The 21,162-nt window shown below is 51.5% G+C and carries 20 protein-coding genes; 9 read left to right on the forward strand and 11 right to left on the reverse strand.

The window, feature by feature from the left end:
* Window positions 1-205: 205 nt before the first annotated feature.
* From cydX to F5I99_RS05910, 3 genes are read right to left on the reverse strand one after another with little or no spacing between them, the layout of a single operon-like run.
* On the reverse strand, window positions 206-307 hold the full coding sequence (gene cydX, locus F5I99_RS05900) for a cytochrome bd-I oxidase subunit CydX (protein WP_036521337.1): 102 nt from the start codon (window positions 305-307) through the stop codon (window positions 206-208).
* Between the two features lie 12 nt (window positions 308-319).
* Complete coding sequence (gene cydB / locus F5I99_RS05905; RefSeq protein ID WP_151054098.1) at window positions 320-1,462, reverse strand: cytochrome d ubiquinol oxidase subunit II; 1,143 nt, start codon at window positions 1,460-1,462, stop codon at window positions 320-322.
* Window positions 1,463-1,483: 21 nt separating this feature from the next.
* Window positions 1,484-3,070 (reverse strand): cytochrome ubiquinol oxidase subunit I, encoded by a 1,587-nt coding sequence (locus tag F5I99_RS05910; RefSeq protein WP_151054099.1) that lies wholly within the window; start codon window positions 3,068-3,070, stop codon window positions 1,484-1,486.
* Between the two features lie 223 nt (window positions 3,071-3,293).
* Between F5I99_RS05910 and F5I99_RS05915 the strand changes: the two genes are divergently transcribed.
* The 7 genes from F5I99_RS05915 to F5I99_RS05945 all read left to right on the forward strand — a co-directional run bounded on the left by F5I99_RS05915 (window position 3,294) and on the right by F5I99_RS05945 (window position 13,338).
* Complete coding sequence (locus tag F5I99_RS05915; protein ID WP_225307573.1) at window positions 3,294-4,634, forward strand: sigma-54 interaction domain-containing protein; 1,341 nt, start codon at window positions 3,294-3,296, stop codon at window positions 4,632-4,634.
* A gap of 157 nt (window positions 4,635-4,791) precedes the next feature.
* Window positions 4,792-5,547 carry a hypothetical protein gene (locus F5I99_RS05920; protein WP_151054100.1) on the forward strand — a complete coding sequence of 252 codons (756 nt, stop codon included), beginning with the start codon at window positions 4,792-4,794 and terminating at the stop codon, window positions 5,545-5,547.
* Window positions 5,547-6,086 carry an elongation factor P hydroxylase gene (locus F5I99_RS05925; RefSeq protein WP_151054101.1) on the forward strand — a complete coding sequence of 180 codons (540 nt, stop codon included), beginning with the start codon at window positions 5,547-5,549 and terminating at the stop codon, window positions 6,084-6,086. Before F5I99_RS05920 ends, F5I99_RS05925 begins: the two co-directional genes overlap by 1 nt.
* 24 nt (window positions 6,087-6,110) lie before the next feature.
* Complete coding sequence (locus tag F5I99_RS05930; RefSeq protein WP_151054102.1) at window positions 6,111-6,662, forward strand: hypothetical protein; 552 nt, start codon at window positions 6,111-6,113, stop codon at window positions 6,660-6,662.
* 38 nt (window positions 6,663-6,700) lie between these two features.
* Window positions 6,701-7,507, forward strand: coding sequence for a gamma-glutamylcyclotransferase family protein (locus F5I99_RS05935; protein ID WP_151054103.1), 807 nt, complete (start codon window positions 6,701-6,703; stop codon window positions 7,505-7,507).
* Window positions 7,508-7,518: 11 nt separating this feature from the next.
* Window positions 7,519-8,235: a hypothetical protein gene (locus tag F5I99_RS05940; protein ID WP_151054104.1), complete on the forward strand. Its 717-nt coding sequence runs from the start codon at window positions 7,519-7,521 to the stop codon at window positions 8,233-8,235.
* A gap of 21 nt (window positions 8,236-8,256) precedes the next feature.
* Entirely contained in the window at window positions 8,257-13,338 is a 5,082-nt protein-coding gene (locus F5I99_RS05945) for a diguanylate cyclase domain-containing protein (RefSeq protein ID WP_151054105.1), read from the forward strand.
* 132 nt (window positions 13,339-13,470) lie between these two features.
* Here F5I99_RS05945 and F5I99_RS05950 read toward each other — a convergent pair whose 3' ends face one another.
* From F5I99_RS05950 to F5I99_RS05970, 5 genes are all read right to left on the reverse strand, one after another.
* Complete coding sequence (locus F5I99_RS05950; protein ID WP_151054106.1) at window positions 13,471-13,911, reverse strand: copper chaperone PCu(A)C; 441 nt, start codon at window positions 13,909-13,911, stop codon at window positions 13,471-13,473.
* Window positions 13,912-13,930: 19 nt separating this feature from the next.
* A complete protein-coding gene (locus F5I99_RS05955) occupies window positions 13,931-14,527 on the reverse strand; it encodes an SCO family protein (RefSeq protein ID WP_151054107.1) in 597 nt (198 codons plus the stop codon).
* Window positions 14,528-14,545: 18 nt separating this feature from the next.
* On the reverse strand, window positions 14,546-15,037 hold the full coding sequence (locus tag F5I99_RS05960) for a hypothetical protein (protein ID WP_151054108.1): 492 nt from the start codon (window positions 15,035-15,037) through the stop codon (window positions 14,546-14,548).
* Window positions 15,038-15,123: 86 nt separating this feature from the next.
* Window positions 15,124-16,326 (reverse strand): tryptophan synthase subunit beta, encoded by a 1,203-nt coding sequence (gene trpB, locus F5I99_RS05965; protein ID WP_151054109.1) that lies wholly within the window; start codon window positions 16,324-16,326, stop codon window positions 15,124-15,126.
* Window positions 16,323-16,565: a hypothetical protein gene (locus F5I99_RS05970; RefSeq protein ID WP_151054110.1), complete on the reverse strand. Its 243-nt coding sequence runs from the start codon at window positions 16,563-16,565 to the stop codon at window positions 16,323-16,325. The genes trpB and F5I99_RS05970 overlap by 4 nt, the downstream gene beginning before the upstream one ends.
* A 124-nt stretch (window positions 16,566-16,689) precedes the next feature.
* Between F5I99_RS05970 and pdxB the strand changes: the two genes are divergently transcribed.
* A complete protein-coding gene (gene pdxB / locus F5I99_RS05975; RefSeq protein ID WP_151054111.1) occupies window positions 16,690-17,850 on the forward strand; it encodes a 4-phosphoerythronate dehydrogenase PdxB in 1,161 nt (386 codons plus the stop codon).
* A 4-nt stretch (window positions 17,851-17,854) separates the two neighbouring features.
* On the forward strand, window positions 17,855-18,595 hold the full coding sequence (locus tag F5I99_RS05980; protein WP_191905960.1) for a flagellar brake protein: 741 nt from the start codon (window positions 17,855-17,857) through the stop codon (window positions 18,593-18,595).
* Window positions 18,596-18,688: 93 nt separating this feature from the next.
* Here F5I99_RS05980 and F5I99_RS05985 read toward each other — a convergent pair whose 3' ends face one another.
* The 3 genes from F5I99_RS05985 to fdhD form a co-directional block, all read right to left on the reverse strand.
* A complete protein-coding gene (locus F5I99_RS05985; protein WP_151054113.1) occupies window positions 18,689-18,994 on the reverse strand; it encodes a hypothetical protein in 306 nt (101 codons plus the stop codon).
* A 120-nt stretch (window positions 18,995-19,114) separates the two neighbouring features.
* Entirely contained in the window at window positions 19,115-20,029 is a 915-nt protein-coding gene (locus F5I99_RS05990; protein WP_151054114.1) for a helix-turn-helix transcriptional regulator, read from the reverse strand.
* Window positions 20,022-20,888 carry a formate dehydrogenase accessory sulfurtransferase FdhD gene (gene fdhD, locus F5I99_RS05995; protein WP_151054115.1) on the reverse strand — a complete coding sequence of 289 codons (867 nt, stop codon included), beginning with the start codon at window positions 20,886-20,888 and terminating at the stop codon, window positions 20,022-20,024. Before fdhD ends, F5I99_RS05990 begins: the two co-directional genes overlap by 8 nt.
* Window positions 20,889-21,162: the final 274 nt, after the last annotated feature.

Raw genomic sequence — 21,162 nt, forward strand, 5'->3', positions numbered from 1 at the left:
CCGCGGCATATAGCGCCACGGACGGCGCCTATGCAGAAAACGCAGGAGCGGTTTTCTGCCCGTACGTCCTGTACATGCGCCGCTCCTGCGCATCCTTGCGCCCGCGGCATATAGCGCCATGGAAGGCGCCTATGCAGAAAACGCAGGAGCAGTTTTCTGCCCATATAAAAAAAGGCACCTTGCGGTGCCTTTGAGGGAGTGAGCATTACTCCTGATCAAACTCTTCTTCAGCTTCCAGCCACATCACGTTGATGATGCCGAAAGCGCAGGCCAGTAATACACCGAGTATCCAGGCGAAGTACCACATAATTCTGTCTCCTCAGTAGAGTGAATGGCTGTTGTCTTTAATAAAGCTGACACCGATTTTCTGCCACATGGCGCGGTAGCACCAGAAGGTGTAGGCTAAGATCATCGGTACAAAAATAACCACGGCCCAGGTCATGACCATCAGAGTGCCTGCGCTAGAGGCGGCATCCCAGAGGGTGAGGCTGGCAGAGGGCATCAGGCTTGACGGCATGACAAACGGGAACATGGAGACCCCTGCTGTCAGGATAATGCCGGTAATGCCCAGTGCACTGCAGACAAAAGCCAGTGCGGGAAGACGTATAGAGGTTAGTAGGAAAGCGCCGAGTACACCGGCAAAGCCCAGCAAGGGTGCCAATAAGGTGAGGGGGTAGTCAGCGTAGTTACTCAACCAGGCACCTTCCACTCTAATCACCTCTTTAAGCAATGGATTAGATGCGGCATCTTTAGCTGGCATGGACAGGATTTGATAGCCTTCAATCCCCATGGCGAGCCAGAGACCAGCCAGTGCAAAGCTGGCGGCACAGACAAGGGCGAAGATGCGGGCATAAAATCTTGCGCGCTGTTCAACCTGTTCTTTGGTGCGCATCTGTACCCAGACAGCACCATGTAAACTGAGCATCGATAAGCTGACGACACCACAGAGCAGGGCATAAGGGTTGAGCAGGGCAAAGAAGCTGCCATGGTAGGAAGGGCGAATCAGTTCGTCATACTGAAAAGGTACGCCTTGAAGCAAGTTGCCAAAGGCTACACCAAATACCAACGCCGGTACGGCTCCACCTACAACCAGCGCCCAGTCCCAGGCATTACGCCAGCGCGGATCTTCCATTTTGGAGCGATAATCAAAACCGACCGGGCGCAGGAACAGCGCAAACAATACCAGTAGCATGGCCCAGTAAAGCCCCGAGAAGGCAGCTGCATAGACCAGTGGCCAGGCGGCAAAGAGTGCACCCCCTGCGGTGATAAACCAGACCTGATTGCCATCCCAATGGGGAGCCATGGTGTTAATGACTACGCGGCGCTCTTCATCAGTTTTAGCGACCAGTGGCAGGATGGCACAGCCGCCCATATCAAAGCCATCGGTGACGGCAAAGCCGATCAGTAATACACCAATAAGTATCCACCAGGCCAGCTTTAAGGTTTCATAATCAAAGATCATCAGAATATCTCCTTACCCGAATCAGGCTTTAACCGTCTGAGTGGTGTTATTGATGCGCTCAGGCTGCTCATAGTGGTATCTGCCGGTCTTCAAACTGCTTGGGCCTTTGCGGATAAAGTGCTGCATCAGGAAAATCTCAATCGTTGCCAGGATGGTGTAGAAGAGAATAAACAGACTCAGGCTCAGGATGATTTCATTCACCGTCAGTATGGATACTGCATTGAAGGTCGGTAGAATTTCACCTACGGCCCAGGGTTGGCGGCCAAACTCAGCAACAAACCAGCCGGATTCAGAGGCAATCCAGGGGATAGGAAGGGTGAATAAAGCGGCTTTAAGCAACCAGGTTTTTTTCCATGCGGTGCGCCGGGCAGTGTAATAAAAGCTTAAGGCAAACACTAACAGCATCCAGAAGCCAGCGGCTACCATGATGCGGAACGCCCAGAACATAGGACCTACGGCCGGAATGGTATCTTCGGCAGCCATGCGGATCTGTGCATCGGTTGCATCAACTATTTCGGCTGTATAACGCTGCAACAACAGACCATAGCCCAAGTCTTTTTTGGTCTCGTTAAAGGCCGCACGGACGTCATCAGTAGCCTCGCCATTGCGTAATTGCTGCAGCAGACCATAAGCAATCATACCGTTACGAATACGGACTTCATGCTCTTCTATGAGATCCTTAATCCCTTTCACCTCCTCGGTGGTGGAGCGGGTTGCGATCAAACCCAGTGCGTAGGGGATTTTTACCGCATAATCAGTGTTCATTTCCTCATGGTTGGGAATGCCGATGAGAGTGAACGCCGCTGGTGCTGGGTGGGTTTCCCACTCGGCTTCTATTGCCGCCAGTTTGGTTTTCTGCACATCACCCAGCTCATAACCGGATTCGTCACCCAGCAAAATAACCGACAAGGATGCCGCCAAACCAAAGGCGCTGGCGATAGCAAATGAACGGCGTGCAAAGGCTATGTCGCGACCCCTTAACAGGTAGTAAGCGCTGATGGCTAGTACAAATACTGATGCGGTCACATAGCCTGCTGAGACGGTGTGTACAAACTTGACCTGGGCTACCGGACTCATGACCAGCTCGTAAAAACTGGTCATTTCCATGCGCATGGTTTCATAGTTGAATTCGGCACCAACCGGGTGTTGCATCCAGCCATTGGCGACTAAAATCCACAGTGCAGAGAAATTTGATCCTATGGCTACCAGCCAGGTCACCATTAAATGCTTGACCTTAGTGAGCCTGTCCCAGCCGAAGAAAAATAAACCGACAAAGGTGGATTCCAGAAAGAATGCCATGAGACCTTCAATGGCCAGTGGCGCACCAAAAACATCACCGACATAATGGGAATAGTAAGACCAGTTAGTACCAAACTGGAATTCCATTGTCAGTCCGGTAGTAACGCCCAAAGCAAAGTTGATACCAAAGAGCTTGCCCCAGAATTTGGTCATGTCTTTGTAGACCTGTTTGCCAGTCATCACATAGACTGATTCCATAATAGCCAGCATAAAAGCCATGCCAATGGTGAGTGGTACAAACAGAAAGTGATACATCGCGGTGAGCGCGAATTGCAGGCGGGAAATATCTGCGAGCGCTTCAGTAATCATACGAAGTTCCTCTGATACGGCTGAAATTTATAAGATCAAACAAATACAGCATTAAGCGTGCCAGTTCGATATATTAAGGTTATTAGATTATGCTTTTGTGAAATACATGCCACTTTAGGCACTTTAGGCAAGAATACCTGAATATATGTGGGGTTAATACGTGACAAATTGTCACATAAAGTCGATAATGATCTGACAAATATGACATTGGTGGCAGTTTGAAATGGCAGAGATGATTGCAACAGATAGCGGACTTTCGATTGTGGAGTTGAGCTCATTACTGGATGTGATTGACGAGCCCGCGGCAATTATTGCGCTGGATTATCGGATACTGGCTTGCAATCAGGCTTATCAGGCAATCTATGCCGAGGGAGGGCAGGTACTGGAACGTACCTGCTATGAAGTATCCCACGGCTATAGCGTACCCTGTGATCAGGCGGGGGAATCCTGTCCATTAAAGCGTTGTCACGAGACCGGACAACGGCAACGGGTGCTACATCTTCACAACACGCCGGATGGTGAGGAGCATGTGGATGTGGAGATGAACCCGGTGCGCAATGCCACGGGCGAACTGGTCTGCTATCTGGAGATTATGCACCTGGTCAAAGAAGCCAGGGCAACGCCGGGTGAAGGTGATGGTATGGTGGGGCGCTCACCGGCGTTTAACAGGATGCTGGAACTGCTGCGTCGAGCAGCGCCTTCAGACATTGCTGTGCTGCTCTTGGGGGAGTCTGGTACGGGTAAGGAGTTGGCAGCCCGAGCCGTACATGATGGCAGTCGCCGTGCGCGTGGACCCTTTATCACGGTGGAATGTTCCGGGCTGACAGAGTCGTTGTTCGAAAGTGAATTGTTTGGTCATGAGCGGGGGGCGTTTACCGGTGCGGTCGGGCGTAAGAAGGGCTTGATCGAAGCGGCTCGCGGTGGGACGCTGTTTCTGGATGAAATTGGTGAAATTCCCTTGCCACAGCAGGTTAAGTTGTTACGTTTGATTGAAACAGGTACCTACCGTACTGTGGGGGGGATTGAGCCATTACATGCCGATTTTCGTCTGGTATGTGCTACTCACCGTAATCTCAAGCAGTTGGTTGCCCAGGGGCTTTTCCGTCAGGATCTTTATTACCGTATTTCAGCTTTTCCCGTTATTCTACCGGCGTTGTCGGATCGACCTGAAGATCTTGGATTGTTGATTAACTCGCTGCTGGCGCGCATACCCGGTGCCGAGCAGGTGAGTGTCACAGAGCAGGCAGTCAAGCTGTTACGTCAGTACAGTTTCCCTGGCAATATTCGCGAACTGCGAAATATTTTAGAGCGGGGGATGTTGCTGACAGATGACGGCCGTATTGGCGTGCAGCATCTGCCACCTGAGTGTCTGCAAGTGATAGAAGCGGGTGAAGCGATACCCTATTCCGGTTTCCCGGATGAAGAGGTCATTCCGCTCGATCAACTCGAGCGTTATTATCTGCAGCGCATCACATCCCGCTTCAGTGGCGATAACCGTTCATTGGCTGAGCGTCTGGGAGTGAGTGAACGTACATTGTATCGTAAGTTAAGTCGGTTGAAATAAATAAAGCTTCCTGCAAACAGGTTGTAGCAGCAACTTATCTAGCTAGCGTTTGTAGAGTAAAATGTTGTGATTCAGTGACCATACAATTCTGTGGGTATTGTTAATAGATGCGGCTAATACACTGGCGAATAATAAGTGATGAGGTTCAGAGGGTATTATGTTCAAAAAAATCCTAACGACAGGCATTGCGCTGACGCTGTTAAGTGGCTGTAATGCCGCCAATGTACAGCCGACAGCTGGTGATCCTGAGGTGGTTGATACCGAGTTAGTTGATCCTCATAGCTCAGAAGGGCGTGCTGAACTGGCAGCCCAGTTAGGGGGAGGGTCCGTTGAACCGATTCAGGTTACTCAGGGCGATATGTCCGGCAGTTTACAGAATCAGCTGGATCAACTGACCGGGCGCTTAACCCTGTTGCAAGAGCAAGTAATACAGATCCGCTCTCTGACGCAGCAAACTCTGGAACAAAGCCAGATGAACATGACCCGTTTGCAAAGCCTGACTGATCCTCAGCTGCAGCAGGGACCCTCGGTAGCAGGTCAGGAGGAAGCGGACGCTGACTACCTGGAAAGTACTGTGAATGAAATTGATCAGGCGGTGGCTCAGTTGCTCTCCGCCATGAGTATGCAGTCACCTCAGATGGGGGAAGCATCGGGCCCCTACCGGATTGCCACGGCCTTCACTCGAAATGGCTGGATATTGGTACGTTTTCATGCCCAGACAGGTGAAACCTGGCTGGCAGATAACAATAACTGGCAGGCGTTACGTGACACAGCCAGTCTGAACCCATCAAGTTATGAGGTGCAGATTGAGCGGGCAGATACAGATACCAAGGGCTATGTCGCTGTGCGTATTGATAAACGAGACGGACGCAGCTGGTGGCTTAATGATGACACCTGGCAGGTGTTGAATTGATGTCAGAGCATGACTACCAGGACTTGATCCGCATTTTTAATCAATGCTTTGAGGCCGACTATAACACCCGCCTGGTGCGTGGTGATGATGAGCCGATTTACCTTCCGGCTGATGCTGAACGAACTTACCATGCTATCTATTTTGCCCATGGTTTTTATAGCAGTGGCTTGCACGAAATCGCCCACTGGCTGATAGCCGGTCCTCAGCGGCGCTTCTTAGAAGACTTTGGCTATTGGTATGAACCGGATGGTCGTAGTGCAGCCCAGCAAGCCGAATTTGAACGGGTGGAGGTGAAACCTCAGGCAACCGAGTGGATACTGGCTGATGCAGCCGGTTTCCGCTTTCGTGTCAGTAGCGATAATCTTAATGGCGAAGTCACGGATAACAGTGCCTTTAAACAGGCCGTGTATGAGCAAGTGGGTGCGTATATCCAGCAAGGGTTGCCTGAGCGCACGGCATGCTTGCGTGACGCTCTATGTCATTTTTACAAGACTCCCATCAACCTGTGTTACAGTCGATTTGACCTGACAACCCTTTAAACCGCTTAAAACCACGGAGTAGGCATGCGCAACCTGCAGGCTAACACCACACCCTGGGACGACTGGATGCCCTTAGATCACCCGGCATTGCTGACAGGGTTTCGCTGTGACCACCGTGAGAGCCTGGTTGAGTCCACTGAACCTGCCTGGCGCTATAGATTGGTGCAGCTGTCAGAATCAGCCAATGAATTCACCTGGTGTCTGTATGCGCTGGATCAGGCGCAAAGCAAAACCTATGTGCTGGGTGTCTTTGATACCCGTGACCAGGCAGAATTTTTCCTGGCGCTGCATAGCGAAAATCCCCTCAAAGTTCCCGCATTACTTACCGACGAGCTGCAGTGGCCACTGCTTGAATTGAATGCTGACGGGCAGTTGCTCAGAGCCAGGTATCAGGGTGTTTATAAGGTGGGGCTTAAATCCTATCGTGTGCAGATAGATGAAGAGTCTGGCTTGTTTACGCTTGCGTATGTTGATCGCTACCATACTGAATATCTGGGCGAAGCTGCCGAAAAAGAAGCCTGTCTGATGATCTACAGCCACTTCGACGCGCGTCTGCGTGGCTGTAAGATGTGTTAGGCTCAGACTGATCTGTTGCACAGTGGATGGTATTAGAGATGTTTCGCTATTTTGGTTTTGGATCAAACATGAATCTGACCTCCTTGCGGGCGAAAGGCGTTGAACCTTTGGCCTCCCGGCGTGCGGTTTTGCATGGTTGGCGATTGCGTTTTAATGTGCAGCATTTCTTTCGTCATGAGGGTGGGGTCGGCAATATAGAACCTACCGGTAACCCGGATGATAAAGTGCTTGGGGTTCTCCATTACTGTCCTGATGAGTCACTGGGCTCGCTGGATGCGATGGAGGCCTGTGGCCATGGTTATGATCGTATTACCCTGGATGTAGAGATCGGTGATGAACAGCTGAGTGCATATACTTATGTGGGGATGGCAGAATTTATCAAGAACGACTGCCTGCCTACACAGCGCTATCTCAATCTGCTGATCGAGGGGGCAAGATCGATGGGTTTAGCGTCAGATTTTATCGCTCACCTCAGTACGCATCCTGTTCATCAGCCGGAAACTTATCCTCTGTTTACCCCTCCGGCTGGCGATTACCCTGTTTTTAATGAGGTTTCGTTGCGCCATTATCCGCTGTATACAGCCCTGTATGGGGCTGTTTTTGATATGTCGGCAGCACGGCCGTTACATGCTTATCTGAAAGTTTTTTTTGGCGGCCGGGATATGACCCTGTTTCACCTTAAACGGCTTGATAGCAGCCAGGGTAATGAAACCATTGAGGATATTCGTTATGGCCGCCTCAATGAAGCCCATCAGTACTACCTTAATTGCTATCTGAATGAATATGCAAGAGAGTATCGTTACGTGGGTCATTTCGATTACAACGTTGTCTCCAACACAGGGTAAGGAATAAAGTCATGGATCAGTTTCCAGAAGCACTACCGCACGGCTCCATCGAAGAAGTTTTTCCTGATGTTTTTTTTGTCAGCGGCGCTATGGAAACGGTTCTGCAGCAGATGGATTGGCAGTTCAGCCGCAATATGACGGTGGTCCGTGAGGGTGATCGCCTGGTGATTATTAACAGTGTACGCCTGAGCGATGAGGGGCTTGCTGCACTGGATCAGTTGGGAAAAGTCACCGATGTGGTCCGGTTGGGCTGTTTGCATGGGCGGGATGATATGTTTTATGTCGATCGCTATGACGCGACCTACTGGACGTTACCAGGGGTTGAGTCGGACGCTGACTCAAGAGAGGTTAAACTACTGACTGAAGATGGCCCATTACCCATTTCCGACGCCTCTCTGTTTAGCTTCCAGACCACTCAGATGCCAGAAGTTATTCTTCGTATCGACCGTGCAGGAGGTATTCTGATCGCCTGCGATGCATTACAAAACTGGCTGGCACCCGACGAGTTCTTCTCAGATGCTTCCCGGGAGCTGATGCAGCAGATGCAGTTCTTTACGCCGGCAAATCTGGGCCCGGTATGGTTGCAGGCAGCGACGCCAGCGGCAGAGGACTTTGAGCGGTTGAAGGAGCTGTCTTTTAAGCATGCTCTGTGCGGCCATGGGGAACCTCTGCGGAATACCGCTTATGAGGATTATCACGCGACATTCAGCCGTATATTCGCTATATAAGCTGCCGCAGGGAGATTTTGCGTGAATCAGCCTGCGCTACAGCTTCCGGGTTATGAAACCGGATCGATCATCTCTCGTTCCGTTGGACGGGTGGTTTATCGTGCCCGCCGCCTTGAGGATGGGGCTGAAGTAGCAGTTGAAACACTTGATGTCGAATTCCCGGATCGTCAGCAAGTGGCTGAAATTCGGCGTGAAGGTGAGATTGCGCAACGACTGACGGAGATTGCCGGCGTGCGTAAGGTGCATGCCGTAATTGCCCATGGTAGCGGCAACCTGGCCCTGGTTTGTGAACGGTTTGAAAGCTCCCTGAAAAGCTGCCTTGCCCGCAATGGGGGAGGCGGCGTGTCTTTGGCTGAGTTTTTCGATATTGCGCTGAGTCTTACGCAAACACTGGATGGGATTCATAGTCAGGGTATTGTGCATAAAGCACTGACTTCCGCCAATGTGCTGTTTAATCCAAAAGATGGTGCGATTGGATTGGCGGGCTTTACTATCGCTTCTGAGCTGGACCGGGAGCGGCAGGCTATGCAGATTTCCCGTTACGTCGAGGGTCCGTTACCCTATATCTCGCCGGAACAGACAGGGCGAACTAATCGTGACCTGGATTACCGTTCCGATTATTACTCACTGGGTGTATTGCTTTTTGAACTGCTCACCGGAGAGTGGCCCTTTTATGCTGATAACCTGCTTGAATGGGTGCACAGCCATATAAGCCGTGCCCCGAAGGCTCCCCACGAGATTGATGCAGATATTCCTGAGGCTGTATCCGCCATAATACTGAAACTGTTATCAAAAAGCCCGGAGGTTCGTTATCAGAGTGCCGGGGGGCTGATTCACGATCTGAGCTATTGTGCTGACCGGCTGATGGCGGGGGTCAGGCTCGAGCCCTTCGAGCTGGGCAAAAAAGATAGCGTTCAGACGTTCCTGATTCCGCAAAAACTCTATGGCCGCGAACAGGAGATTGAGCAACTGTTTGAACTGTTTGAAGCCGTGACGGCGGGCAGTAATATCTTCTGCCTGGTTCATGGCTACTCCGGGGTTGGAAAATCATCACTGGTAAATGAGATTGACCAGCCCATCGTCAGAGAACGGGGCTTCTTTGTACAAAGTAAGTTTGAGCAGTTTCAACAGAGCGATGCCTATCGCGTTTTATCCGCCAGCTTCCGGGGACTGGTGCAACAGATCCTCGCTGAACCTGAGAAGCAGCTGCTGGAATGGCGCAAACGCCTGCTGGAGGCATTATCGCCGAATGCCGGACTGGTTATTGATTTAGTGCCTGAGCTGGAGCTGATTATCGGGCCGCAGCCTGTTGTGGTCACACTGCCGCCTGCGGAGGCCAGAAACCGGCTGCAGATGGTTTTGGCTGCGTTTCTTCGCGTGTTCGCCAGTGAGGGTCATCCGGTGGTGCTGTTCCTTGATGACCTGCAGTGGAGTGATGTCCCTACACTCGATTTTTTACGCCGCCTGGTGACAGCCAGGGAGATGAGTCACCTGCTGCTGATCGCGGCGTATCGTGATCATGAAGTGGGTGCGGGTCATCCTGTACGTTTACTGCTGGATGAGCTGTCTGATCGGGATAATATTCATCATCTTCCCCTCGGGTTGCTGGATCGGGGCTCGGTGGCGTGCATGGTGTCTGAAACCTTGTCTCGTGATATCGATCAGGTCCAGCCTCTGAGTGACATGATCTATGAAAAGGCCCAGGGGAATCCTTTTTTTACTAATGAGCTGCTGCGTCAACTTCATAAAGAGGGTGTAATCCATGCTGACCCGGTGAGTGGCGAATGGCGCTGGGATTCAGATGCCGCCCGTTGGTCGGGAGTCAGCGGTGATGTGGTTGAGTTTATGGTGGATAACCTAAAGCGATTTGCGCCTGACACTCAGCGAGTACTGCAGCTGGCAGCCTGTATTGGTGGCACGTTTGATCTGCATATGCTCTCCGCTATCTATGAATCCTCACCCGAAGCAACCGCCACCGCACTGTTACCAGCGCTCAAACAGCACACCGTACAGCCTCTTAACAGTGACTATCGGCTGGTAGGGAAAAGTCCGACAGCGGGCTGTGGAGAGACCCTGGCGTTTAATCCCGTCTATCGATTTCAGCATGACCGGGTGCAGCAGGCTGCTTACGCATTGATCGATCTGGCGCAGTTGCCGGATGTTCATCTTTCGGTAGGGTGCTTAATGTTGCGTCATGCTGGTCAGCAGGTACCCGATGAGAGGCTGATTGATATTGTGGGCCACCTGAATGAAGGGCGTGGCTTGATAACCTCGCCGGATGAACGTCTGTTTCTGTCGCAGCTTAATCTGCGTGCCGGTATACGGGCCAAATACGCCTCAGCCTATGAGGCTGCGCTTAACTATCTGAGGATTAGTGCCGAGCTGCTACCCGATGATCCCTGGCAAACCTTGCCTGAGGTGATGCGAAGCCTGGCGCAGGAAACCCAGCAGTGTGCCTATCTGACCGGTCGGATAGACGAGGCGGATGAATGGATTGAGGTGATGCTGAGTAATGCTCAGTCTAATCTTGAACGGGGGGATATCCTGGCTATCCGGACCCGCCAGTATGCAACACTGGGTCGCATGGAGGATTCCATCGCCTCAGCGATTCAGGGACTGATTATTCTGGGTGTGGAGTTTTTGCAAAATCCTGCAGCAGAGGATATCACCGAGGAAAGGCGCAAGGTCGCTGAGAACTTAGGCGGTCGGATGATTGCTGAACTGGTAAATGATAAGCAGGTTGATGATCCTGCAGCACATATAGCGATGCGGTTACTGATGGAGATCTTTGCCGCTGCTTTCTTGTCAGGCAGTGGCAATCTGTTTCCCTATCTCGTAACCAAAGCGGTGAATCTCTCTTTGCGTTATGGCAATTGCCCCGAAACTGCATTTGCCTACGCCGCCTACGGGATGTTGCTGTGCGGTGAGTACGATGAGCCTGAAGAGGGGTTTCAGTATGCCAGTGCCGGATTAGCGATCAACGAAAAGCTGGATGATCTTGGTTTGCGGGCACGGGTAATCTATGTGTATGCGATGTTTGTACACCACTGGAGCCGCTCCTGGTCCAGCCTGACCTCCTGGTTTCGCAAAGGGATTGAAGCAGGCTATCAGTCCGGTGATCTTCTTTATCTTGCCTACAGTGCTCAGGATTGTGTGATTTGGGATCCCTCTATGGATCTGGAAACTGCTCACCGGTTACATGCAGATAATATGGAAATAGTAGGCGAATGTGCCTACCAGGACTCCTGGGATTCCGGCTCTCTTTTCCTGCAGTTACAGCGTAACTTGTTGGGTCTTACGGATGCCCCTTGTTCGTTAAGCGATCATCAATTTGACGAAACGGCCTGCCTTGAGGGTATGCGTCAGCGCCAGTTTATGACCGGGATCGCTAACTATCACATTTACAGTGCGGAGATCTGTTTCCTTTACGGCCAATATGAGCGGGCGCTGGAACACGTCCTGGCTCAGGATGGGCTGGTAAAGTCGGTTATGTCGCTGCCTCAACTGGTGCGTTTCTATATTATTGCGTTTCTCACTCGGGCAACCCTGTTCTCCGAGATGGGGGTAGAACAACAGGGGGAAACCCGGGCCAGATTAGTGTGTGATCATACGCGAATGAAACGCTGGGCTGAGAGTTGCGAGATAAATTTCCGCCATCTTCAGTATTTGATGGAAGCCGAACTGGAACGACTTGACGGCCATTATGAGGTTGCGCTTGAGCGTTACGATCTAGCCATTGATGCGGCACGACACAGTGGCTTTCTGCGGGATGAGGCGGTCGCTTGCGAGCGTGCGGCGCGTCATCTTTTATCGACGGGTCGCAGGCGTTCTGCTGAGGGGTACATACGTGCGGCGCACCGGATATTTGATCGATGGGGAGCTCATCGCAAAGTTGAGTTACTGGAGCAGGAATTTCCAGTGTTACGGGAGCTGTCTCCTGTAGCCAATACGGCTTATATCAGAGGTGAGGTGGGTGATCTGGATCTTGCTTCTGTTATGAAAGCGTCCCGGGAGATCTCTGGAGAGATGATCCTCGACCTGTTGTTAAAAAAGACCATGGCGATTTTACTGGAAAACGCCGGTGGACAGTGGGGTTGTCTGATTGTAAAAGGTGATGAGGGGTTAGTCGTAGAGGTCAGCACACTCCCGGAAAGAGGAGCATCGACAGCCAGCAGGCCGGTTAGATCTCTGGTGCCAGATAGTCAAGGAACACCAGTTTTCCTGCCGGTAACACTGATTAGTCAGGTATTGCACAGTGGTGAGGCTGTAGTACTCCATGATCTGTCTGCTGACAGTGCCTTTGCGAAGGATCCTTATGTCCTTGAAGTTCAGCCTGTGTCGGTACTCTGTATACCAATTCTTCGGGAACGTTTTGTGGGTGTTCTCTATATTGAGAATAACCATGCCAGTGGTGTTTTCACCTCAGAACGTGTTCAGGTTATTCGTCTTCTCGCGGCGCAGGCATCGGTTGCGATTGAAAACGCACGTCTCTATGAGCAAGTACAGTATTACATCCGCACGCTTGAAGATAAGGTTGTCGAACGCACAGCCAGTCTGGAACAACTTAATCTGGAGCTGCAGGCACTGGCTGAGTGTGATGGTCTGACCGGCGTGGCTAACCGTCGCAAGGGTGATCTCTACCTGAGTGAGGTATGGAAACGTTTGCAACGCGAGAAGAAGCCGTTGTCCGTGATCATGCTTGATGTTGATCACTTTAAAGCGTTCAACGACAACTATGGGCATCAGGCGGGTGACGATTGTCTGATTGCGGTAGCGCAAAAGGTACGGGAAAACCTGCTCAGGCCATCCGACCTGGTTGTTCGTTATGGCGGTGAAGAGTTTATGCTTATCCTGCCGGATACAGATAATGAAGGCGCCGCCATTGTGGGCGAAACCGTTAGGCGAGCCGTGGAGGCGATGGCGATTGTGCATGAACATTCCTCCGCAGGCTCAGTCGTTACTGTCAGTGCTGGCGTGGCGACCAGGGTGCCTCGGAGACTGGATAGTTCAGACATACTGGTGCGTGAAGCCGATATAGCCCTCTATCGTGCCAAACGACTGGGGCGTAATCAGGTACAGCAGCAGCCGAATTTCTGCCCATGAATAAGTGTCTAGGGTGATGGTTGGTTAGTTAAACTAGTGAATTGAAGGCCAAGGTTTTCGATACGTTATGCGATACAGCCACTTCGACACATATCGACGTGGCTGCAAGATGTGCTAACTTCAGTTGATGCTTTATTGAGCCTTGGCCATTGGCATGATATGGCGGACTGGCACTGTTACTTCTGTTGCCGATCCGTCTGAAAAAGTTAGCGTCAGGTCTATCTGATCACCGTCCGCCAGAGGCTGTTTCAGGCCGATCAACATAATATGCAATCCACCTGGCTTGAGCTCAGTGGTTTCACCGGCTGGCAGTGCAATGCTGTCTACCTGACGCATTTGCATCACCCCATCTACATTGGTATGCGTATGTAGTTCGGCCACCTCAGAAGCGCTGGATTGGGCGGTAATTACAGCCAGATCCGTTTGAGTTGCATTTTCCAGTTGCATAAAGGCGGCGCTGTTGGGCTGCCCTGGTGGTACCGCTCTGGCGTAAGGGTCGTGAATATTGACGCTTTCAGCCGCAAAGCTGAAAGAGGAAAACAGCAGGGCACTTGCAAGACAAAGTTTACGCATGTTCAACACTCCTGGGTTTTTAGCTTTCCCCAATCAGTTGTTTGAGGTTGCTCATCAACTGATCGGGAGGGGTATTATGGGAAACCAATGCGGCCAAATTGCCTTCCGGATCGACTAAATACAGACGTGAGGTGTGGTCCACCGCATATTCCATAGCGGAGTCACTCATTTCGACACGGCGATAAAAGGCACCATATTGCTTTACGACCTGATCTATTTCCGATTTTTCACTGGTCAGGCCAATAATCTGAGGTGAGAAAAAGCTGGCATAGTTGGCAAGGTGCTCCAGCGTGTCGCGTTCTGGGTCGACACTGATGAAAAGGCCCTGTATCTGCTCTCTTTGTTCATCTGGCATGCTGCGCAGCGCTTGTCCCAGCGTGGCCAGTGCCGTGGGGCAGACATCCGGGCAATAGGTGTAGCCAAAATAAACCACCACACCTTTACCTCGAAAGTCAGACAGGGAAACCGGTCCGTCTACTGACATCAGGGTAAAGTCACCACCAATATTGCCACCGAGCATACGTTGCTGTGGAGCATCAGGTTGCTGCTGAAAGTAAAACAGCACAGCTGCTACCAGTGCAATGCTGAGGAGTAGCAGATAACGTATAGCTTTCATCAGGTCTCCTTGCCTAAACTAGCGTGCGTCAAAATCAAAGTGTGTTGAGTAGAGCGAGTCTATCGTATCTATATAGACGCTGGCACGCCATGTCATTTCACCCGTAGTACAAACAGCCAGCTCGGTAGTGCCACGCCAGACATCTGGACGCTCTGGATCTTGCTGTAATTGTGTCTGATTCAGCCCCATGTACATCTCTACGCCCTGAAGATCCAGCATCACCTGACTGGCATCAAAGTGCTGCAACCTGACTTCAATATTCAATGGTTGCGTTGAGGCCAGTGGTCCGGGCGACAAGCTGAGTTGCAACACCTGTTTGCCGCTTGATGCAATACAGACACCCTGATGCAAATTGCAGGGCAGTGGGGGAATAAAGACACTGTCTTCAGTCTGTTGTTCATTTACCCACTTTGGTAATACTAGCAGTGCCAGTAGCACCAGCGCGATTAATACCAGCAGGGTCCATTGCCGGTTAGGTGTACCTTTCTTGGGCGTAGGATCGTCGGTCATATATTGCCAGCCAGTTTATCGGAGGGTGATAGAGAAAACGATGCGACATAATGTCGCATCGTTTGCAGGCAGAGTCGAGTCAGATGTCACAAACCCAGTAGGTCGGCAACGTAGTCAGCATCCTTATCACCCCGACCGGAAATGTTTACCAGGATCGTTTGTTCGGGTTTGAGTGTCGGCGCTGTGCGGATAGCCCAGGCGACTGCATGAGAGCTTTCCAGCGCCGGGATGATGCCCTCGACCCGTGACAGTGTCAGAAACGCATCCAGGCATTCCTGATCAGTTGCGGTTTCATACTGAACCCGACCCAGATCCTTCAGATAAGAGTGCTGAGGTCCAACACCGGGATAATCCAGACCCGATGCAATGGAGTGAACCGGCATAGGTTGGCCATCTTCAGTTTCCAGTACATAGCATTTCATGCCATGAATCTGTCCGGGTTTACCCAAGGTGAGAGTCGCTGAGTGTTTGTCGGTATCCAGACCTTCCCCCGCTGGCTCAACGCCAACCATTTTTACCGACTCATCATCCAGGAAGGCGGTAAACAAGCCAATCGAATTACAGCCACCACCGACGCAAGCGGTCAGATAGTCAGGTAATTTACCAAAACGGGTCATAAACTGTTCGCGGGCTTCTTCACCGATGATGGACTGGAAATCCCGGACCATTTTCGGAAAAGGGTGCGGGCCGACGACAGAGCCGATGGCGTAAATGAAGTTATCTGGATCTTTCAGGTATTCTTCAAATGCACTGTCGACTGCATCTTTCAAGGTTGCCGTGCCGCGGGTTACCGGAATCAATGTGCAGCCGAGAATTTTCATTTTGACCACATTGGGGTGTTCTTTTTCGATATCCACCTGGCCCATGTGAATTTCACAGGGAATACCTACCAGGGCACAGGCCGTGGCCAGTGCGACGCCATGCTGGCCCGCGCCAGTTTCAGCAATCACCTTGGTTTTGCCCATGTATTTAGCCAGCAGGGCCTCTCCCAGGCAGTGGTTGATTTTGTGGGCACCGGTATGGTTCAGGTCTTCGCGCTTCAGGAAGATTTGCGCACCTCCCAGCTTTTCGCTCAAACGGCGCGCATGAAATACCGGGCTTGGGCGACCAATATAGTCGGCAAACAGCACTTTCAATTCGTTTTGGAACTCAGGCATCCGGCGAATCTCTTCATACGCCTTGTCAATGTCGTTCATTACGCGCTGCAGTTCAGGAGGGATGATCTGGCCACCATATTCACCAAAGTAGCCCTCGGCATCAGGCATGGCTGCGTATTCGATTTTGCTCATAGATACTCCATAAGGGGGGCATTATCACTGCGCTCGCTGAAGCCACTTTTAATCAGGCTCAGGCGCAATTTGGTTACGTATTTTTCTGCTTCATGCAGTGAGGACAGTACGGTATGACTGAACTCGCTGTCATCATTGAGGCTATTGCCCCAGCTTTGCGTAAGAATCCAGTCACCAACCAGATCCTGATAGACGCTGACAGTAAAATAGTCAGCCTGTTTTTGCCAGCGTAATAACACAGATTTTCTTCTGAATAGGTAAGGAACAATGACCCAGACCGGGGTTACGTTTTATAATGGCGCGAAATTGAGCCTGAAAATGCCTTTTTTGTAAAGACTTGTTGTAAAACCTTGGAGAGGTCTGTTGAAGCCAGCCCCGTTAAAAATTGTTGCGGATGAGAACATTCCGGCACTAGAAACACTGTTCGCGCCTCTAGGCGAACTGCATACTCGCCCTGGTCGGGCAATCTGCCGTGACGATCTGCTGGATGCCGATATTCTACTGGTTCGTTCGATCACGCCGGTTAATCGGGCTCTGTTGGAAGGCACTTCGGTGCGTTTTGTGGGGACAGCAACCATTGGTACTGATCATATCGATCTTACGGCACTGGCCGAGCTGGGTATCGGCTTCAGTAGTGCGCCGGGCTGTAATGCCGATGCGGTTGTGGAATATGTGCTCAGTGTACTGCTGCATCTGGCTGAGGAGCAGGCCTTTGATTTATGGGGTCGATCGGTTGGTATAGTGGGTGTCGGTAATGTCGGCTCACGACTGGCTGCCAGACTTCAGGCGCTGGGTATTCGTACCTTGTTATGCGATCCACCTCGGCAGCGCGTCATGCCAGCCGCACAAGCGGCACACTTTTGTTCGCTGGAACAGTTGTTGAATGAGGCGGATATCGTCAGCTTGCACACGCCTTTGACCCGTTCGGGTGAGGATGCCACCTGGCACCTGCTGCAGGGTAAGACGCTGGCAATGCTGCAGCCTGACACTATCCTGATCAATGCCGGACGCGGCCCAGTTATTGATAATCGGGCGTTGCTTGAACTGGCGCTGCAGCGCGATGATCTGACGCTGGTGCTGGATGTCTGGGAAGATGAGCCCGCCGTTGATCCGGCGTTGGCGGCGCGCGTCAGGATTGCTACGCCACATATTGCCGGTTATTCGCTGGAAGGTAAGTTACGCGGAACCTGGATGCTCTACCAAGCCTGGTGTGCATTTTGTGGCACTCCTGTACAACAGTCTTTTGCGCAACTGCTACCACTTGCCGAGGTGACTGAAATGCAGCTGACTGAAAAGGCAGGCCTATTGTCACCGGTACGAATGCTGTACGATCCTTTTCGTGATGATCGTGCACTGCGTGCCAGTTTGGCGGCGCCCCAACAACAGCAAAAAGCTGCTTTTGACCAGCTGCGCAAGCAGTATCCGGTCCGGCGAGAGTTCAGTGCCTTAACCCTGCGATTACCTACTGATCAGCAGCCAATTTTCAACGCGCTGGGCTTTCCGGTCGCGGATGCTAAAAAGTGAATTCATGTCTCAAGTCAGTCTGAAATCTCAATCGGGTGAGTTAGCCACTCGGCGTGCGTTGCCGGTAGTTTCATTGGCGCAGTTGCGCCCACGTCCAGGGGAGCCGGTGCGGCTTGAAACACGTCTTCCCAAAGGTCGCTATTCAGTGCGTTTAGTGGGCATTCACGACCAGAGTGCGGTCATTGTGACCGCGCCGAAAAGCCGTAAACCTTTGCTGACGGAAGGGGTCTCTCTGAATGTGAAACTACTGTGTGGCAATACGCTAATCAGTTTCAGTACGCGTTTGCTCAAAGCGCGTTCAGAACCTTTCCCTCACTGGATTCTGGCTTATCCGACTGCACTGGATACCGTGCCGTTTCGTCAGCATACCCGCGTACCTGTGCATTTAAATCTATTGTTGGACAAGGGGGATGCTGATCCACATGCTGCTCAAACCGCCCTGTGCGTTGATATCAGTTTATCCGGTGCCTCGGTGGAATCTCCCATGGCGTTGGCCGCAGTCGGTGACAGTGTGTTTCTGACGGCGAGGGTATCGGTTGCGGGTATAGATCATGTGATTCTGGCACCTGCCAGGGTACGAAGTGTTATGCAGACGGAGAGCGGTTCACTCAAGGTTTATCGTCATGGCATGTTATTTGATGAGATGGAGGAGGAGACGCGTCTGGTTTTGGCTGGTTATGTGTATCAGCAGTGGTTGTATGAATGCGGTGAGTTGCATGACACAGAGTCGTTTACTCTGCCATAAATGAAAACACCCCGACTGGCGGGGTGTTTTTATGTACAGGATGTACGGTACGCCGCGGGCGCATGGATGCGCAGGAGCGGCGTACAGGTAAGATTACTTACCGAAGCTCTGCATTTCAGCCATCACAGTTTTGCTGGATTCTGTGGCCAAAGAGGTGAAAGCTTCACCCTGTGCTTTGAGCAGGTTGTACAGTGAAGAGCTGGCTTCAGTGTTGAACTTGATTACTTCTTCAGGAGTTTTCAGGCTTTTAGCTTTTTCAGCTTCAGACTTGAAGAAGTTAACCAGTTCTTCGCCAGATTTTTTCTGCAGCTCTACAGTTTTGCTGAGAGTTTCAGTCTGCAGGGCGATCAGGCTTTTAGCGGCTTCAACAGGCTTCTGGAAATCAACAGTGTTTGTCATGAGAGTCTCTCCTAATGTTTAATGATCTATGCAGTGTTTTTGTTGCACTGCACAATACGTCCGATTATAGGGGTATGAGAGCCTGTGTCAAGTACTTTTTTGTGCATTGCACAAATGTTTTTACGAGTCTCTGACCTCACCGTTCCAAATTAGTTTTCCGCATTGGCTAAGATCGTAGCCTTCCAGCTTTGTCGCAGTCTGACGACCCTCAGGGCTTTGCAGCCAGTCAAACACTTGCTGTAATAACGTCCTGAAGAACACCTGTCTGGGTATGACCAGTTCAAAGGCTTCCTGATACACTGGCACAAAGGTCAGGCCGCATTCGATGGCGGCCGCTTCTGTGCCAGGGCCTATATCCGCCAGATTCCGGGCAATCGCTGAGGCAACTTCAGTTTCGGTGAGCGCTCTTATGCTGGCGTGTATTTTTTCAAAAGACAGGTTCTGCTGTTGCAGCCAATCTTTCAGAAAGCGCTGGGAGCCGGCGCCTTCCTGGCGGATTACCCAGCGCTTGCGTAACATTTCAGTGGGCTCGCTGAGTAGGGTGTCGGAATCATCCTTGCGCAGCATCAGTCCCTGACGACGCTTGAACAGATGTACCAACACCCAATGCCGGGAACCAGTATACTGACGAATCAAGGCCGGGTGTCTTATTTGGCTCTCTTCGGCCCGCCCCCAGTGCACGGCACAGCAATCAACTAAACCTTGAGCCAATAATGACAAGCCCGCCTGGGTGCCAGTGGGCATATAGCTGTAGAGTGCCTGATACTGTTGTTGCTGCATGATTCTCAGTAGTGCGGCTTTCAGCAGTGGATCATCACTGCCGGCAAACAGCAGTCGGTCACTGAGTACGCCATGATGACTGGATTCCAGTAGCCATTGGTCGATGAGCTTTCGTGGAAACAGCCATTTTCCGGTGACCTTGGTGGCAGGCAGATGGCCATCACTGGCGAGTTGGTAAACTTTTTTTTCGTTCAGGTGCAGGTAGGCAGCCGCATCCTTGACAGTCATATAGGGGGATGGAGATGGATCACTCATCCTGAGACCTCCGTTTATTTGATCGAGCCAGGGGAGCAGGCTTATTATCCAGTTCCAGGCGTGTCTGACCGCTGAATACCAGGAAGTGTCGGCCTTTGGCGCGAGCCAGCATAAGTATGCCCAGTTCATTGGCAATCTGCAGTCCCATTTCGGTGGCACCCGAGCGAGATAAGAGTGCACTGATGCCCATTTGCGCGGTTTTCATCACCATTTCAGAGGTCAGGCGACCGGTGGTATAGAAAATTTTATCGTCACTATTAATACCCTCCAGCCACAGGCGACCTGCCAGGGTATCCACCGCATTATGCCGTCCTATGTCTTCACAGAAGCTCAGTACCTCGCCCTCTGCAGAGCAAATAGCGCAGCCATGTACTGCACCGGCATTTTTGTAGGTAGCGTTATGTTGATTCAGACTGTCGAGTAAGTGGTAAATCTGCGATTGTTTCAGTGTCCATTGGCGCAACTGTAAGCCTTTTAAGCGCTCCATCTGGTTGCCGAACACCGTACCCTGTCCACAGCCGGTGGTAACGGTTCGTTTAGCTAACGTGGCTTCTATATCATCAGGGGTATGGGAGGTAACGACAGCGGCGGCTTCAACCTCCCAGTCCACTTGAACAGCAAGCACATCATCAAGTCGTTCGACCAGACCCTGATTGCGTAAATAGCCTAGCACCAAGGCTTCAGGGTCTTCGCCTAGTGTCATGAGCGTGACTATCTCACGCTTGTTCAGATACAGCGTGAGGGGTCTTTCGCAGGCCAGCGCCTGTTCCCGCCAGTTACCCTGTTCATCCATGACCTGTGAGAGGCGCGTCAGCGGGGCACGTGCCTGTGTCATTACTAAACCGGAATGGTTAGTCATAGTCGATCCTTAGCCGGTTAATCACCATTGTATTCAGCAACATCTGTACCAGTCTTTCGAGTGCGCTGGATAGGCGGTATCAGGGTGGTGTTGCCTAAACAGCAGGGTTTCAGGTGGGTCATTTTGTCCCGTATGGGGCTGGGTATGTGATTATTTGACCCTACTCTATGTCAGCGAAGAGTATAGCAGGGCTGGCGACACAAGCCGTTATCAAATACGGCACATTACTTGCCTTTGGCCTACACTTAGGTTTAACAGAAATTCATAACAGGAG

Source organism: Nitrincola iocasae, assembly GCF_008727795.1.
Taxonomy (GTDB): domain Bacteria; phylum Pseudomonadota; class Gammaproteobacteria; order Pseudomonadales; family Balneatricaceae; genus Nitrincola; species Nitrincola iocasae.

Excerpts from the sequence above, each read along its gene's own strand:
- fdhD (WP_151054115.1), bottom strand. The coding sequence starts at position 20,888 with ATGACTAACCATTCCGGTTTAGTAATGACACAGGCACGTGCCCCGCTG.
- trpB (WP_151054109.1), bottom strand. The coding sequence starts at position 16,326 with ATGAGCAAAATCGAATACGCAGCCATGCCTGATGCCGAGGGCTACTTT.
- F5I99_RS05980 (WP_191905960.1), top strand. The coding sequence starts at position 17,855 with ATGTCTCAAGTCAGTCTGAAATCTCAATCGGGTGAGTTAGCCACTCGG.
- F5I99_RS05920 (WP_151054100.1), top strand. The coding sequence starts at position 4,792 with ATGTTCAAAAAAATCCTAACGACAGGCATTGCGCTGACGCTGTTAAGT.
- F5I99_RS05955 (WP_151054107.1), bottom strand. The coding sequence starts at position 14,527 with ATGAAAGCTATACGTTATCTGCTACTCCTCAGCATTGCACTGGTAGCA.
- F5I99_RS05925 (WP_151054101.1), top strand. The coding sequence starts at position 5,547 with ATGTCAGAGCATGACTACCAGGACTTGATCCGCATTTTTAATCAATGC.
- F5I99_RS05990 (WP_151054114.1), bottom strand. The coding sequence starts at position 20,029 with ATGAGTGATCCATCTCCATCCCCCTATATGACTGTCAAGGATGCGGCT.
- F5I99_RS05960 (WP_151054108.1), bottom strand. The coding sequence starts at position 15,037 with ATGACCGACGATCCTACGCCCAAGAAAGGTACACCTAACCGGCAATGG.
- F5I99_RS05950 (WP_151054106.1), bottom strand. The coding sequence starts at position 13,911 with ATGCGTAAACTTTGTCTTGCAAGTGCCCTGCTGTTTTCCTCTTTCAGC.
- F5I99_RS05915 (WP_225307573.1), top strand. The coding sequence starts at position 3,294 with ATGGCAGAGATGATTGCAACAGATAGCGGACTTTCGATTGTGGAGTTG.
- F5I99_RS05930 (WP_151054102.1), top strand. The coding sequence starts at position 6,111 with ATGCGCAACCTGCAGGCTAACACCACACCCTGGGACGACTGGATGCCC.
- F5I99_RS05910 (WP_151054099.1), bottom strand. The coding sequence starts at position 3,070 with ATGATTACTGAAGCGCTCGCAGATATTTCCCGCCTGCAATTCGCGCTC.
- F5I99_RS05985 (WP_151054113.1), bottom strand. The coding sequence starts at position 18,994 with ATGACAAACACTGTTGATTTCCAGAAGCCTGTTGAAGCCGCTAAAAGC.
- cydX (WP_036521337.1), bottom strand. The coding sequence starts at position 307 with ATGTGGTACTTCGCCTGGATACTCGGTGTATTACTGGCCTGCGCTTTC.
- cydB (WP_151054098.1), bottom strand. The coding sequence starts at position 1,462 with ATGATCTTTGATTATGAAACCTTAAAGCTGGCCTGGTGGATACTTATT.
- F5I99_RS05940 (WP_151054104.1), top strand. The coding sequence starts at position 7,519 with ATGGATCAGTTTCCAGAAGCACTACCGCACGGCTCCATCGAAGAAGTT.
- F5I99_RS05935 (WP_151054103.1), top strand. The coding sequence starts at position 6,701 with ATGTTTCGCTATTTTGGTTTTGGATCAAACATGAATCTGACCTCCTTG.